Below are 13,245 nucleotides of genomic sequence, written 5' to 3' on the forward strand. Positions count from 1 at the left end.
TTTGTTCCAACAATGGGATATTTGCATGAAGGACATTTGAGCTTGGTTAGAAAATCAAAAAGCCAAAATGACATAACAATTATAAGCATTTTTGTAAATCCAATTCAATTTGGACCAAATGAGGACTATGACAGGTATCCTCGTGATTTTGAGAGAGACAAAAATTTGGCTGAGAAAGAAGGGGTAGATTATGTCTTCTATCCCTCAGTAAAAGAAATGTATCCAGATGACTTTAAAACAGTTGTATCCGTCAAGAAGATAACAGATATTATGTGTGGCAAGTCAAGACCAGGGCATTTTGATGGTGTTGCAACTGTTGTCCTAAAGCTTTTTAACATTATAAATCCTGATAGAGCATATTTTGGGCAAAAGGATGCACAGCAGCTTGCTGTTATAAAGCAGATGGTAAAGGACCTGAATTTGGATGTTGAGATTGTTCCATGCCCAATTGTGCGTGAAGAGGATGGACTTGCAATGAGTTCACGAAACACATATCTTTCTGATGATGAGAGAAAATCAGCAACAGTTTTATATAGAGCATTGAGTTTAGCAAAAGATTTGATCGAAAAAGGCGAAAGGGATGTTTCAAAGCTAAAAAAGGCAATGGAAGATTTGATTTTAAGGGAAAAGTATACAAGGATTGATTATATTGAATTTGTCAATTATGATACATTTGAACCAATTTCAAAGGTTGAAGGTAAAGTATTAATAGCCTTGGCAGTGTTTGTTGGAACAACCAGACTTATCGATAATATAGTTGTGGAGGTATGATAAAAAGGATGCTGATTGAGGTTTTAAAATCAAAGATACACAGAGCAACTGTTACAGAGGCCAATTTAAATTATGTTGGAAGTATCACAATTGATGAAGAACTTATGGAAGCAGCTGGAATATTGGAAAATGAGAAGGTTCAGGTTGTAAATATAAACAATGGTGAAAGGTTTGAAACATACGTCATCAAAGGCGAAAGAGGAAGTGGAACAATTTGCTTAAATGGGGCAGCTGCTCGTCTTGTACAGGTTGGAGACAAAGTGATTATAATGGCTTATTGTTTGCTTACAATGGAGGAATACAAAACTCACATGCCAAAGATTGTATTTGTAGATGACAATAATAAGATTGTAAAACTTTCAAACAAAGAAGAACACTCAGAGTGTCTGTGCTAAAACAAAAGATTTATAGGTGGAGCACAAGCAAAAAAAATCAAGGAAGTTTTGTGCTCCACCTTTTAATATTATAACGGCAATAAGCATATACTATATTTACTGAAATGATAAAGTTTTTTGCAGGCAGGATGAAAAGAAAAATAGTAAATAAAAAATTAATGGTAATACTTTCAATAATAGTAATATCAATTTGTTTTATCCTGATTTCAGTATTTTCTCAGCATTTTTCGAATCCATACTTAATCTTTGTCTCAATTGATGATAGTAAGCTATATGTATTCAAAAATGGAATTCTCTACAAGTCATATCCAATTTCTCCCGGAAAGCCTTCTACGCCAACTCCCGTGGGCACATTTAGAATAATTTCAAAAGCATACTGGGGCGACGGTTTTGGGGGAAGATGGATGGGTTTGAATGTTAGATACGGAAAATATGGTATTCATGGAACTATATACGAAAACTATATTGGTGCGCATGTGAGCCAAGGTTGTGTGAGGATGCGAAATGATGATATAAAGGAATTATTTTCGTACATACCTATTGGCACTACTGTTATTCTCTCAGAAGGTGCATATGGTGAATTTAGAAATGGTTTTAGGACAATTTTTCCTGGAGACACAGGCGACGATGTCATGGCGGTACAGAGGCGGCTTAAAGAACTTGGCTTTTATCATGGTGAGGTTGACGGAAAGTATGGTCTTGCAATGGAAGCAGCTATAAATCTTTTTCAAAAGAAAAATGGTTTGCCAATAACAAATAAGATAACTCCTTACTTATTGAAAAAAATGGGATTTTTCTTGTTTGAATAAAAAAATCTCGTTATAACAAAAATAAATATGTAGCTTAATAAAAATTTAAATTCTTCTCATTAAAGAAAGGAGGTAGGAATACGTGGCCAACATCAGTTCAAAAGAGCTCATGTTTTTAGAAGACAATATTAAGATGATGCAAAATTCAATCAATTTCATCGCAGGTGTTTCTGACCAAATTACAGACATCTCACTCAAAAACCTTTGCCAGCAGTGTGTAACCCACTGCAAAAGTGACATAGCTATTTTGTCAAGGTTTATTGAAAATCCAAGCATTCAATAACAGAGAAAGGAGTGAAATTAGTATGAAGACCTTGTCAGATAGAGACATTGCTTTTTCACTTTTGAATGCTATGAAGCTTCAGGCGATGGCACTTACGAACTTGATTTTGGAAAGTTCCAACAATGCACTTAGAAAAGAAACTATGTCAATCTTAAACAGAATGTTTGATCATCAAAAGCAAATATTTGATTTTTTATCTCAGAAAGGTTGGTATCCTGTTGAGATGGCAAAACAGGATGATATAACAAAAGCACAGAGAGATATTCAGACAATTCAAAATAATGTTCAGATGGTTTCAATGTAAAAAATTGACACTTTGATAAAGGGGCTGACCGAAAATATTTTAACGGCAGCCCCCTTGCTGGTTTCTAAAAGTCTTTTTTCATAACAATCCATTTTCCTTGTGGATCTCGTGACATTCCTATCTGGTAAAATCCAAATTTCTTATAAAGCTTTATAGCGGGTAAGTTATCTGGTCTTACCTCTAACTTGACTTGTTTTACTCCTTTTGATTTCAGAAAATTTAGTCCTGCTTCAACAAGCTTTGTTCCAATGTTTTTTCCTCTATATGATTTGCGTGTAGCAATTGATAAAATTTGAGCGCATATTCCACTTCCATGTTTTGTATGGAATTTAAAAAAGTCAAGCTTGTTAGAAAGAATCTTCCAGATTGGTTTTATACCAAATCCATAAAGGCCTAATATCCACTTGACAACCCATTTGAAGATGGATAATGACGCTACAGCCGCTAACCAGACCTTTTTGATGTCTTTTACCACACAGATATATCCTGCAATCTTTTTATTTTCTTTGTCTTCGTACACTAAAAAACCATGAGGTTCGGCAAGAAGGACCACTTTGAATATGTCCTCTATAGCAGAGTTTTTAATTCTGTTGTTGAAATAAAACTCTATACTGTCACTAAACGCTTCTCTGAAAATCTCGGCAATCTGCGGAAGGTCAGAAAATTTTGCACATCTTATCATGCAGTTTCACCTTTATGTTCAAGATATCTTTCTGTATTTACATTTTTGCTATGTGTTATTTTAATTATACTTCTTTCAAAGAAGTTAAAAAAGGTGAACAAAGATTTTAAAAGGTAAGGTTAAAATCCAAATAATACCAATAAAAATTTTTTTAAAAAGGCTATTGACAAAAAATCTTTTATAAGTATAATAAATAATGTCGACGGCGCAAGAAAAAAGGTGCCGAAGACAAGAATAATAAGGGAATAAGAGGTTCCTCGGTAGCTCAGCGGTGGAGCATCCGGCTGTTAACCGGAGGGTCGTAGGTTCGAATCCTACCCGGGGAGCCAATTTTTTAAGGGCCTTTAGCTCAGCTGGTAGAGCGGCCGGCTCATAACCGGTTGGTCTGGGGTTCGAATCCCTAAGGGCCCACCAATTTCAAAAATAATAAGCGAGTCAAAAAAGACTCGCTTTTATTTTTTGTCTATTCTTGCGAAGGTTCTTCATGGTTTTTAGCTAAATTCTCAAAAAGAAGTCTATAAACCGTCTCAGCGTTTTTGTTCCAGTTTCGGCAAATTCTCTTGGCAATTTCTACATGAGGGACATTTACTTTTACCTCAAATAGTATACTATTTCCTTCACGCAAAGAGCACACAACTAAGTATTCGTTTTGGCTGAGTATCTTGTAGTCTGAATAAACTTCAGTGTTTAGTTTTATTTTCCTATAGTTTTTCTTTATGTATTCTTCTATTTCTTCAAGTGTAAGCTTTGGAATTAAGTTTAACAATATCTCTAATACATCCTTACCACTTTGTGAGATTTCAATGTATGTTCTGAGCTCATCATCGTATCTATGTATAAGCTTTTGAGCCTCCAGTTCTTTAAGGTATTGCTGGTATTCAAAAAAGTTCATGTACTTTGTTGAGAGAATGAACTCATCAAGCTGCTGAGTTGAAATAGGAATGCTAATTTTATTTAGGAAAAATAGGATGATGAGCTTGTTTTGGGCAAGGGTGTGTATTTCATTGTACTCATCAGACATTCTTTATTTCACTCCTTTTACTTTTAAAGCCGCCATATTTTTGTACAAAAAATACGGCGGCTTTTGTATTTTTCTGAAATTTTTCTCGAAGTTATCTTAGATTGAACTCACCAAGTGTTTTCATTCTTTCGATTTCTTTTAATACAATGTCATATAAATTCAAATCCAAGGTGTTACAAATGGAAGCTAAATAAAATAGTGTACTTCCAATCTCTTTTTCAATCAAGTCTCTGCAGTTTTCACAAAGCTGACCTTCTACATGAGTCTTTAAATACTTCTTTGCCTCTTTCAAGCTCACATCTATTGGAATCTCTTGTTTTTTAGCATTTATTCTTATACATCCACAGTTTGTGACAGACTTGACTATACTCCTGTTGACCCTCGCTGCGGATTCGGCAAATTTTGTGAGGCTATCAAGTATACTTTTGTTTCTTATTAGCAATTCATCTACCACATATTGGAAATCGTCTATAAAGATGTCCTTCAATATATTTCACTCCTAAAAAATGACTTTAGTTTAATTATAAATTTCTTCAAATTCAAATGTCAATAAGAAAATAAGCTTTGCTTTTCATATCAAAAACAATAGTGTAAAATATTAAAAACAGCACTTTTTTGGGGAGGATTAAACTTTAAATGAAGATTAGTTTTTCAACTGTTGGGTGCCCAAATTTTACCTGGGATGAGATAATTGCAACTGCTAAAGACTTTGGATATGATGGAATTGAACTTAGAGGGATATGTGATGAGCTTGAGGTTTATAGAGCATCTCCTTTTACTGGTGATAATTTGAGGTTGACAAAAAAGAGATTAGATGACCTAAATCTGGAGATTTCTTGTATATCAACATCTTGTTATCTCTTTGACAAAAAAGCCAAAGATGCCACGATTGAGGCAGCGGAAAAACATATGAGGTTAGCAAAAGAGCTTGGCTGCAAATACATAAGAGTCTTGGGAGATGAGTGGATAACACCAGGGGAAAATGTAGATGAGGAATTTGTAAAAGAGATGCTATGCATGCTGTGTGAGATAGCAAAAAGTTATGATGTTGATGTTTTGATTGAAACAAATGGCATTTGGGCAAATTCTCAAAAGCTTGCAGCTTTGCTTGAAAAGGTGCCATATCAGAATGTTGGAGTTGTTTGGGATATTCATCATCCGTATAGATTTTTTAATGAAGATGTAGGGTACACATATAGTAATTTAAAGGAGTATATAAAACATGTTCATGTAAAAGATTCAAAAATAGAAAATGGTAAACTTGTGTTTAAGATGATTGGAGAAGGTAATGTTCCAATCGATAAAGCTATTAATTTGTTAATCAAGGATAATTATACAGGGTATATTTCGCTGGAATGGGTAAAAAGATGGTTCTCTGAGCTTGAAGAGCCAGGCGTTGTGTTTTTAGGGTTTATAAACAAAATAAAAGCCTTGTTAAATAAAATAAATAAATAAAATGAAAAAGGGCACAGTGAAAAGGCAAAGAACATTTTATACCTTTTTGCTGTGCCCAAGAAGAATCTCATAAAAGTTGGGGAAGGATATTGATGCACACTCTGCATTTAAAATTGTGCTTTCTCCCTCAACTGCACATGCCAAAATAGATGCTGCCATGGCAATTCTGTGGTCGTTGTATGAATTAACAATGCCAGCTTTTAGATTATCTCTTGAACCAACAATTTCTAATCCATTTTCAAGCTCATAACATTCAGCTCCAAAATTTCTTAACATTTCAAGAGTTGTTTTTATCCTATCACTTTCCTTGACCCTGAGCTCTGAAGCATTGTCTATAATGGTCTTTCCATCAGCAAAAGCTGCAGCAACAGCCAAGATTGGTATCTCATCTATAATCCGGGGAATATCATTTTTGTCAACCACAACCCCTTTTAAATTGCTACTTCTTGCAACAATTGTTCCAACAAGCTCACCGTTTTGAATCTCAACGTTCCCAATTTCAATGTCAGCACCCATTTGTTTTAGAATATCAATTATACCTGTCCGCGTAGGGTTTAAAATGCAATTCTCGATTATTACTTCACTATCTTCACATATAAGAGCAAGCACAATAAAAAATGCAGCAGAAGATATATCCGAAGGAACTTTTATCTTAAGCGCCTCTAAATTGCTTGGCATAACCTCTATCTTGTAAAAACCATTTTCAAAACAAGTAGCAATATCTGCTCCGGCAGATTTTAACATAAGTTCTGTGTGGTCTCTTGACATAGGTAGCTCTTTTATAACGCTTTTCCCTTCTGCTTTCAAAGCTGCAAAAATAAGTGCTGATTTTACCTGTGCACTTGAAACTGGCAATGTGTAATCAATGGGTTTTAAATTCTTTTTGCCTTTTACCTTTATTGGAAGACAATCCTCTTTTTCTAAAAATTCAAAGCTTGCACCCATCTGGCTCAAGGGCTGTGTTACTCTTTTCATAGGTCTTTTTCGAAGAGAACTGTCGCCATCTAAAACTGCCTCAAACTCTTGAGTTGACAAAATCCCAAGTAGCAATCTTGTAGTTGTTCCAGAATTACCGCAATCTAATACCTGTTGAGGGACGTATAAACTATAATTTTTTCCTTTTACAATAACTTTGTCATTTTTTATTTCTATCTCAGCGCCAAGTTTTTTGAAGCAGTTTATTGTGCTTAAACAGTCCTCAGCAAACAAAAAGTTTTCTATCTCGGTTGTTCCTCTTGCTAAGCTTCCAATCATTATACTTCTATGTGAAATAGATTTGTCAGATGGTATAGCGACTTTTGCTCTTATCTTTCTTCTGCCTTCAATTTTTACATTCATTTACTATCACTCACAATCTTATCTCTTATTGATTTTGCTTGTTCAAAGTATGAGTAAATATCGTTGTAGTTGTCACTTTCAAGATTTGATTTAAAGTTTATCAATAAGTCTATATACTTATCTATCAGTTCAAGCAAAACCTTTTTGTTTGAAAAGGATATATCTGCCCACATCTTAGGGCTGGAGGAGGAGATACGGGTGATGTCTTTAAAACCCCCTCCAGCAAATTTGCAAAAGATGCTATTTTCATTTAACATATTCACAAGCGCAGCAGACACAATGTGAGGAAGGTGAGAAATTACTCCTGTTATTGTATCATGAAGGCTATAGTCAATTTCCTCAACTCTGCACCCGATTATGTTCAAAAGATCTTTTAATTTCTGAACATTGGTTTTTTCATTTATATCAAGCGGTGTTATAAAATAGTAAGCACCTTTAAAGAGAGTCTCAAAAGAGTACTCATATCCTATTTTTTCTGTACCAGCCATTGGATGACCGCCAATAAAGTTAGAAATTCTATTTTTCAAAGCAAACTCACAAATCTGAGCTTTTGTGCTGCCAACATCTGTGATAATTCCTTTTTTTATCTTTGACGATAGTTTTTCTAAAACACCAATACTTTCCAATACAGGCACACATATGAAACTAAAGGCATATTCATCTTCTACATCTTCTAAATCCTCTATTTTCTCTTTTACAATACCTTCTTTTATTGCCTTTTCAATTGAATTTTGATTTATATCATGTGCGTGGACTTCAAATCCGCATTTGTTAAATGCCTTGGCAAGTGAACCACCAATCAAGCCAAGCCCAACCACCAAAATCTTATTTCTCATCTTCTCATACACTCTTTCCGATTGATTTAGCAATTTGAGATATTTCTTTTACAAGTTTATCGAATTCATCAGGTGTAATCGACTGTGGACCATCAGATAGAGCCTGCTTTGGATTTGGATGCACTTCAATCATAAGCCCATCAGCACCTGCTGCAATTGCTGCTTTTGAGAGTGCTGGAACATACTTTGCTTTTCCAGCTGCATGGCTCGGGTCCACAATAATTGGCAAGTGGCTCTTTTCCTTCACAACTGGTATTGCAGATATGTCAAGCGTATTTCTTGTCGCTGTCTCAAAAGTTCTAATTCCTCTTTCGCAAAGTATGACATTAGGATTTCCTTCGTTCAAAATGTACTCAGCAGCATTTAACCACTCTTCAATTGTTGCAGCAAGACCACGCTTTAAAAGCACAGGTTTATCTTGTCTTCCTACATATTTTAGTAAATTAAAATTTTGCATATTTCTTGCACCAATCTGAAAGATATCTACATAATCGTATGCTTTGTCAACAGCATTTTCACTTATAACTTCTGTTATAACCAAAAGGTCATATCTTGTTGCTGCCTCCTTTAATATCTTCAAACCTTCTTCTTCAAGACCCTGGAACGAATATGGAGATGTTCTGGGCTTGTAAGCTCCACCTCTTAGTATTTTTGCTCCGCTTTTTTTAATCTTTTCAGCAACTTCAAACATCTGCTCATAGCTTTCAATTGCACAAGGACCGCCAATAAGTGTTAACGTATTTCCACCAATTTCAACGTCTTTAATTTTTATAACTGTTGGCTCGCTCTTGAATGTCCTGCTTGCGAGTTTGTAGCTCTCTAAGATTGGTATTATCCTATCAACTCCAGGAAGAAGTTCAACTGGTACATCTGAAAGTATTCTCTCATCACCAATAACACCAATTACAGTTCTTTCAATACCTTGAGAGATGTGTGGGCGAAGCCCAAGTGATGTGATTAGCTTTACAACCTCTTCAATTTCTGATTCTTTGCAATCTTTTTTCATAACAATAATCACGTTACATACCCCCATCCTACAATGTAATTCATTATCCTTTATCTCCATTCTACCGTTCTGCAAACCTTTGCTTTTTACAGAACTTCTTTCAAAGCCTTTATAAATTCCATGTTATCACTCTCCAGTCCTGTTGTTACTCTAATATATGTGGGCATGTCAAAAATATCCCCTGGTCTTACAATTATACCTTTTAAAAGGAGCTTTTTAAACACCTCAACAGCATCTTTTGTTACATCTACCATTACAAAGTTGCCGTAAGACTTAATATATGGAAGTTTCATTTCCTCAAAACTTTTGTAGAAAAATTCGAGTGACTTTTTGTTAAGCTCCTTAGCCTTCTCTATATGTTCTTGGTCATCGAGTGCAGCAATTGCAGCAATCTGAGCTACATGATTGACGTTAAAAGGTGGTCTTACCCTGTTTAGCTTTTCAATTATTTCTTCTGAAGCTATAGCATAACCAATTCTGAGTGATGCAAGACCATAAATCTTTGAGAATGTCTGAAGTACAATCAAGTTTTTAAACTCATCAAGCCAGTGGATAGCATCTGGATATTCTGGGTCGTCGATGTATTCTTTGTAAGCTTGGTCAACAACAACTGCAATTTCAGATGGTACAGATTTGATGAAGTTGTAAAGCTCATCTTTTTTGACAATTGTACCTGTTGGATTGTTGGGGTTGCAAATCCATATTACTCTTGTCCTTTCATTTATATGTTTGGAAAATTCCTCAAGGTCATGAGTATAGTTTTTTAGAGGAATCTCAATGGGAATACCGCCCATCACTTTGGTCACAGTTTCGTATCTTGGGAAAGAAGGTCTTGCCATTATTGAATTATCGCCGGGATTAATAAATATGCTGGCTATAAGCTGAGTAATTTCGTCAGAACCAGCACCAAATATTATCTGAGTAGGCTTTACATTTAGCTTTTTTGCAAGCTTTAGCTTTAGCTCTGTACAGTTTCCGTCAGGGTATAAGCTTAAGTCGTCCAAACTTTCTTTTATTGCTTTTTTGACATTTTCAGAAGGTCCTAATGGATTTTCATTTGAGGCAAGCTTTATAACCTTTTCAAGTCCCAGTTCTCTTTTTACTTCAGAGATTGGTTTTCCAGGGATATATGGCGAAATAGTACGTATGACCTCTCTGAACAATCTACCACATCCCCTTTTGTTAAAGTTATTTTCATTAATTTTATTATCAACCTTTGGGGTTGTCAAGCATGTGTGCACTAATTCAAGAAAAGATATTTGCTTTACTTTTTGTATGAAATATGATAAAATTAAAAACACAGTTTTCTCTGCTCCCAAAGAAGAAAAAGATAGTGTAAAAATATGGTGTTTTTACATGCCTGTAATAAGAGCATAAAAAAGCCCACGAAGGGTTTGAAGAAACCTGGAGTGGGCTTTTATTGTTTTCTACAGGCTAATTTTTGAATTTATTAAATTAAATTCAAGTTTAAAGGAGGGTGATTTAATTTGCATATCCCAGATGGTTATTTAAGTCCTCAGACGTGTGCAACATTTTATGCGGTATCAGCAGCTGCAGTAGGTTATGCTTTTAACAAATTTAGAAAACAGGCAGATGAAAAGACCTATATTCAACTATCTGTGGCATCAGCTTTTACATTTATTGTCATGATGTTTAATTTCCCTGTTGTTGGAGGAAGCTCTGCTCACATAACCGGAATACCACTTATAACATTTTTGTTTGGGCCAATGGCTTCAACAGTTGCCTCAAGCATTGTTTTGATTATTCAAGCACTACTTTTCAGAGACGGTGGAATTTTGGCGCTTGGGACAAATATATTTAACATGGCAGTGGCAATACCTTTAACTGCGGTTCTTATAAGCAAACTTTTGGAAAAATTAGGTCTCAAAAATGAGAAGGTTCGAATATTTATCTCGTCTTATTTCTCAATGAACATTGCAGCGCTTTTGACAGCCATTGAGCTTGGCCTTCAACCACTTTTATTTACAAAAGCAGGAAAGCCTTTGTATTTCATGTATGATTTAAAGACGACCATTCCTGCAATGATGATACCACACCTTTTGGTTGTAGCGCTAGTTGAGGCAGTACTGACAATTCTGCTCTATTCACCTTTAAAAAATTTTGCTACAATTAAAGCTGAAGAAAAAAGAGGTGAGTGAGTTAAAATGAAAGAAAAGAAATATATAAACAATATAAATAAGATTTTTATAATCCTCTTGGCACTTGCTTTTTTGACCCCCATTGGGCTTTTGACTCAAAACCCTACTTTTGGAGAGTGGACTCAAGAGGAGATAAAAAAGATGCTAGGGTTTGTGCCAGAAGGAATAAAAAAGTATGCTGATATATACAAATTTGATTTGTTTGACGGTTACACAGTAAAGTTTATTCACAATGATTATATAGGATATATCTTGTCTGCAGTAATTGGAATTGTGGTTATATTTGCACTATTTTATATCTTGAAATTCGTAATGGCTGAAAGGAAGTAGTTATAAAGTGTTACCAGAGTTTTTAAAGAGCGAAGATACCTTTGCAATAGGTGTTGAAAAAGAAAGCTACGTACAAAAATCTATTTCTGAGTATTTAAAGCTTTCGCAGTGGTTCTTTAAACCAAATAAAAGTCTTTTTTCAAAAATTGATGAATGGGCAAAGCTTATATTCTTGATTTGGTTTAGTTTTTTAGTTGCTACATCACAAAGTTTGCGTTTTCTGACGCTGTCATTTGTATTAATTGTTATTATTGCTCTTATTTCAAAAGCAGATTTAAAAGCATTGTTAATTTCTTCGTGGGTTTTTGTACCGCTTTTGACGTTTGCAATAGGTATTCCTTATACGGTGTTGACTAAAAATTTCATTACCACTGTTTTACAGAGCTTAAAAGTGGGTATTATAATTATGATAGGTGAGGTTATAATCTTCAACTCAAAAATCGATAGGCTTTTTAAGCCTTTTTCTTTTTTTAAGGGATTGAGAGAGTTTATGTGGCTTGTGGAGCTTACACTGAGAAATATTTTTATTCTCATTACAACAATCACCCAGATTCTATTTGCAAAAAAGACAAGGACAGTAGGTAAAACTTCCAATAAAATGGTATTTGTGAAACAAATGCTCAAGGTTATAATGGTAAAGAGTATGTATGTCTCAGAAAATACACTTATTGCAATGAAAACACGAGGATATAGTTCTAAAAATAAAAGTGTTTCTACAACATATAAATTCAAAATGGGAATAGGTGAAATTCTCACGCTTTTAATGGCATCAATATTAGCAATTTTGGAGAGGATATTGATATGAACGTTTATTCGACAAAGAATTTGACCTATAAAATTAACAATAAAATTATTCTTGATAACCTAAATTTTGAAATAAAAAAAGGAAAGTCATACGCACTCATTGGCTGCAACGGCAGTGGCAAGACCACGCTTATGAAGATTCTTGCAGGGGTAGAACTTAACTTTGAAGGTGAACTTTATTTTTTTGACAAAAAGCTTGACAAATCCACTTTTGAAAAGCTGTTCAAAGAAGGATTTTACAAGAAGGTTGGCTATTTGTTTCAAGATACTGACCTACAGCTTTTTAATCTTAATGTGTTTGATGAAATTGCATTTGGACCAAGGCAGTACATAGCCGATGAGAAAGAAATAGAAAAGAGGGTTTTGGAGATCGCAAAACTTTTTGGGATTGAGAATTTATTACAAAGTGATATACTTGTTTTAAGCGGTGGTGAAAAGAAAAAGGTAGCACTTGCATCAATCCTTGTAAACAATCCTGATATTCTTATTTTAGATGAGCCAACAAACGATCTTGATCCAAAGAGTATAAGGTTCATTGCAAAAGTTTTAAGCGAGCTGAAAAATGCTGGAAAGACAATCATTCTTTCAACCCACCATTTTGATGTGCTTTTACTACTTGCTGATTTTATGATTGTTATGTCACCTGATCATAAGATTCTAAAAATTGGAAAGACAGAGGAAATATTGAAGGACAAAGAACTTTTAATAGAAGCAAATGTAATAGACGAGGAATTTGAGATTTTCAAAAAATATCCTAAAGGAAGTGAGGCAGGTCCATGAGAATAAACAAACTTGAAGATGTTGAAAAGCTCAAAACAGATAAAAGGAGACTTTTTTTCTCAGCACAGCATGATGAAATAAAGATGGGATTAACTACTGACATTTATTTTATAAAAACACTGGAAGTGTTAAGGTATCTCAAAAGAGAAGATGCAGTTGTGAAGGCTGAGATTTTTGCAAGGAGAGATGGGGTTTTTTGTGGCCTGCCCGAGGTTTTAAATCTTTTAAAAGATGTAGATTGTAAAGTGTACTCATTAGAAGAGGGAGAGAGC

17 protein-coding genes, 2 tRNA genes and 1 pseudogene are annotated in these 13,245 nt (G+C 34.6%); 13 read left to right on the top strand and 7 right to left on the bottom strand.

What is annotated here, in order from left to right; genetic code table 11:
• From panC to H964_RS01640, 5 genes are all read left to right on the top strand, one after another.
• A partial coding sequence (gene panC / locus H964_RS01620; RefSeq protein ID WP_039764197.1) for a pantoate--beta-alanine ligase occupies window positions 1–771 on the top strand: 771 nt, incomplete at its 5' end.
• Between the two features lie 8 nt (window positions 772–779).
• Entirely contained in the window at window positions 780–1,166 is a 387-nt protein-coding gene (gene panD / locus H964_RS01625) for an aspartate 1-decarboxylase (protein WP_011918194.1), read from the top strand.
• A gap of 128 nt (window positions 1,167–1,294) precedes the next feature.
• Window positions 1,295–1,975 carry a L,D-transpeptidase family protein gene (locus tag H964_RS01630; RefSeq protein ID WP_039764198.1) on the top strand — a complete coding sequence of 227 codons (681 nt, stop codon included), beginning with the start codon at window positions 1,295–1,297 and terminating at the stop codon, window positions 1,973–1,975.
• Window positions 1,976–2,057: 82 nt separating this feature from the next.
• Window positions 2,058–2,258, top strand: coding sequence for a hypothetical protein (locus H964_RS01635; RefSeq protein ID WP_011918192.1), 201 nt, complete (start codon window positions 2,058–2,060; stop codon window positions 2,256–2,258).
• Between the two features lie 22 nt (window positions 2,259–2,280).
• Entirely contained in the window at window positions 2,281–2,562 is a 282-nt protein-coding gene (locus H964_RS01640; RefSeq protein ID WP_011918191.1) for a spore coat protein, read from the top strand.
• 64 nt (window positions 2,563–2,626) lie between these two features.
• Here H964_RS01640 and H964_RS01645 read toward each other — a convergent pair whose 3' ends face one another.
• The gene (locus tag H964_RS01645) at window positions 2,627–3,244 is read right to left on the bottom strand and encodes a GNAT family N-acetyltransferase (protein WP_039764203.1); all 618 of its coding nucleotides are present in this window, start codon (window positions 3,242–3,244) and stop codon (window positions 2,627–2,629) included.
• Between the two features lie 254 nt (window positions 3,245–3,498).
• On the opposite strand from H964_RS01645, the gene H964_RS01650 reads away from it, so the two are divergent.
• Window positions 3,499–3,573, top strand: a tRNA-Asn gene (locus H964_RS01650).
• A 9-nt stretch (window positions 3,574–3,582) separates the two neighbouring features.
• Window positions 3,583–3,658: transfer RNA gene (locus tag H964_RS01655), tRNA-Ile, on the top strand.
• A gap of 49 nt (window positions 3,659–3,707) precedes the next feature.
• On the opposite strand, the gene H964_RS01660 is transcribed toward H964_RS01655, so the two are convergent.
• Window positions 3,708–4,265 (bottom strand): DUF4364 family protein, encoded by a 558-nt coding sequence (locus H964_RS01660; RefSeq protein WP_011918188.1) that lies wholly within the window; start codon window positions 4,263–4,265, stop codon window positions 3,708–3,710.
• 91 nt (window positions 4,266–4,356) lie between these two features.
• On the bottom strand, window positions 4,357–4,752 hold the full coding sequence (locus H964_RS01665) for a hypothetical protein (protein WP_011918187.1): 396 nt from the start codon (window positions 4,750–4,752) through the stop codon (window positions 4,357–4,359).
• A gap of 149 nt (window positions 4,753–4,901) precedes the next feature.
• On the opposite strand from H964_RS01665, the gene H964_RS01670 reads away from it, so the two are divergent.
• A complete protein-coding gene (locus H964_RS01670) occupies window positions 4,902–5,720 on the top strand; it encodes a sugar phosphate isomerase/epimerase family protein (RefSeq protein WP_039764206.1) in 819 nt (272 codons plus the stop codon).
• A gap of 36 nt (window positions 5,721–5,756) precedes the next feature.
• Here the strand turns inward: H964_RS01670 and aroA are convergent, their stop codons facing one another.
• The 4 genes from aroA to hisC all read right to left on the bottom strand — a co-directional run bounded on the left by aroA (window position 5,757) and on the right by hisC (window position 10,063).
• Window positions 5,757–7,058: a 3-phosphoshikimate 1-carboxyvinyltransferase gene (gene aroA / locus H964_RS01675; RefSeq protein ID WP_039764208.1), complete on the bottom strand. Its 1,302-nt coding sequence runs from the start codon at window positions 7,056–7,058 to the stop codon at window positions 5,757–5,759.
• Window positions 7,055–7,894 (bottom strand): prephenate dehydrogenase, encoded by an 840-nt coding sequence (locus H964_RS01680; protein WP_039764210.1) that lies wholly within the window; start codon window positions 7,892–7,894, stop codon window positions 7,055–7,057. The genes aroA and H964_RS01680 overlap by 4 nt, the downstream gene beginning before the upstream one ends.
• Before the next feature lie 4 nt (window positions 7,895–7,898).
• Entirely contained in the window at window positions 7,899–8,912 is a 1,014-nt protein-coding gene (gene aroF / locus H964_RS01685) for a 3-deoxy-7-phosphoheptulonate synthase (RefSeq protein WP_039764211.1), read from the bottom strand.
• A gap of 74 nt (window positions 8,913–8,986) precedes the next feature.
• Window positions 8,987–10,063 carry a histidinol-phosphate transaminase gene (hisC, locus tag H964_RS01690; RefSeq protein WP_011918182.1) on the bottom strand — a complete coding sequence of 359 codons (1,077 nt, stop codon included), beginning with the start codon at window positions 10,061–10,063 and terminating at the stop codon, window positions 8,987–8,989.
• 324 nt (window positions 10,064–10,387) lie between these two features.
• On the opposite strand from hisC, the gene cbiM reads away from it, so the two are divergent.
• The 5 genes and pseudogenes from cbiM to H964_RS01715 form a co-directional block, all read left to right on the top strand.
• A complete protein-coding gene (cbiM, locus tag H964_RS01695; RefSeq protein WP_039764213.1) occupies window positions 10,388–11,059 on the top strand; it encodes a cobalt transporter CbiM in 672 nt (223 codons plus the stop codon).
• 6 nt (window positions 11,060–11,065) lie between these two features.
• On the top strand, window positions 11,066–11,389 hold the full coding sequence (locus tag H964_RS01700; protein WP_039764215.1) for a PDGLE domain-containing protein: 324 nt from the start codon (window positions 11,066–11,068) through the stop codon (window positions 11,387–11,389).
• Window positions 11,390–11,396: 7 nt separating this feature from the next.
• Entirely contained in the window at window positions 11,397–12,194 is a 798-nt protein-coding gene (locus H964_RS01705) for an energy-coupling factor transporter transmembrane component T family protein (RefSeq protein WP_039764217.1), read from the top strand.
• Window positions 12,191–12,973 (top strand): energy-coupling factor ABC transporter ATP-binding protein, encoded by a 783-nt coding sequence (locus H964_RS01710; protein WP_039764219.1) that lies wholly within the window; start codon window positions 12,191–12,193, stop codon window positions 12,971–12,973. Before H964_RS01705 ends, H964_RS01710 begins: the two co-directional genes overlap by 4 nt.
• A pseudogene (locus tag H964_RS01715) lies at window positions 12,970–13,245 on the top strand (nicotinate phosphoribosyltransferase); the annotation flags it as partial. The gene H964_RS01710 and the pseudogene H964_RS01715, both read left to right, overlap by 4 nt.

This window comes from Caldicellulosiruptor sp. F32 (genome assembly GCF_000404025.1).
Classification (GTDB): Bacteria; Bacillota; Thermoanaerobacteria; order Caldicellulosiruptorales; family Caldicellulosiruptoraceae; genus Caldicellulosiruptor; species Caldicellulosiruptor saccharolyticus.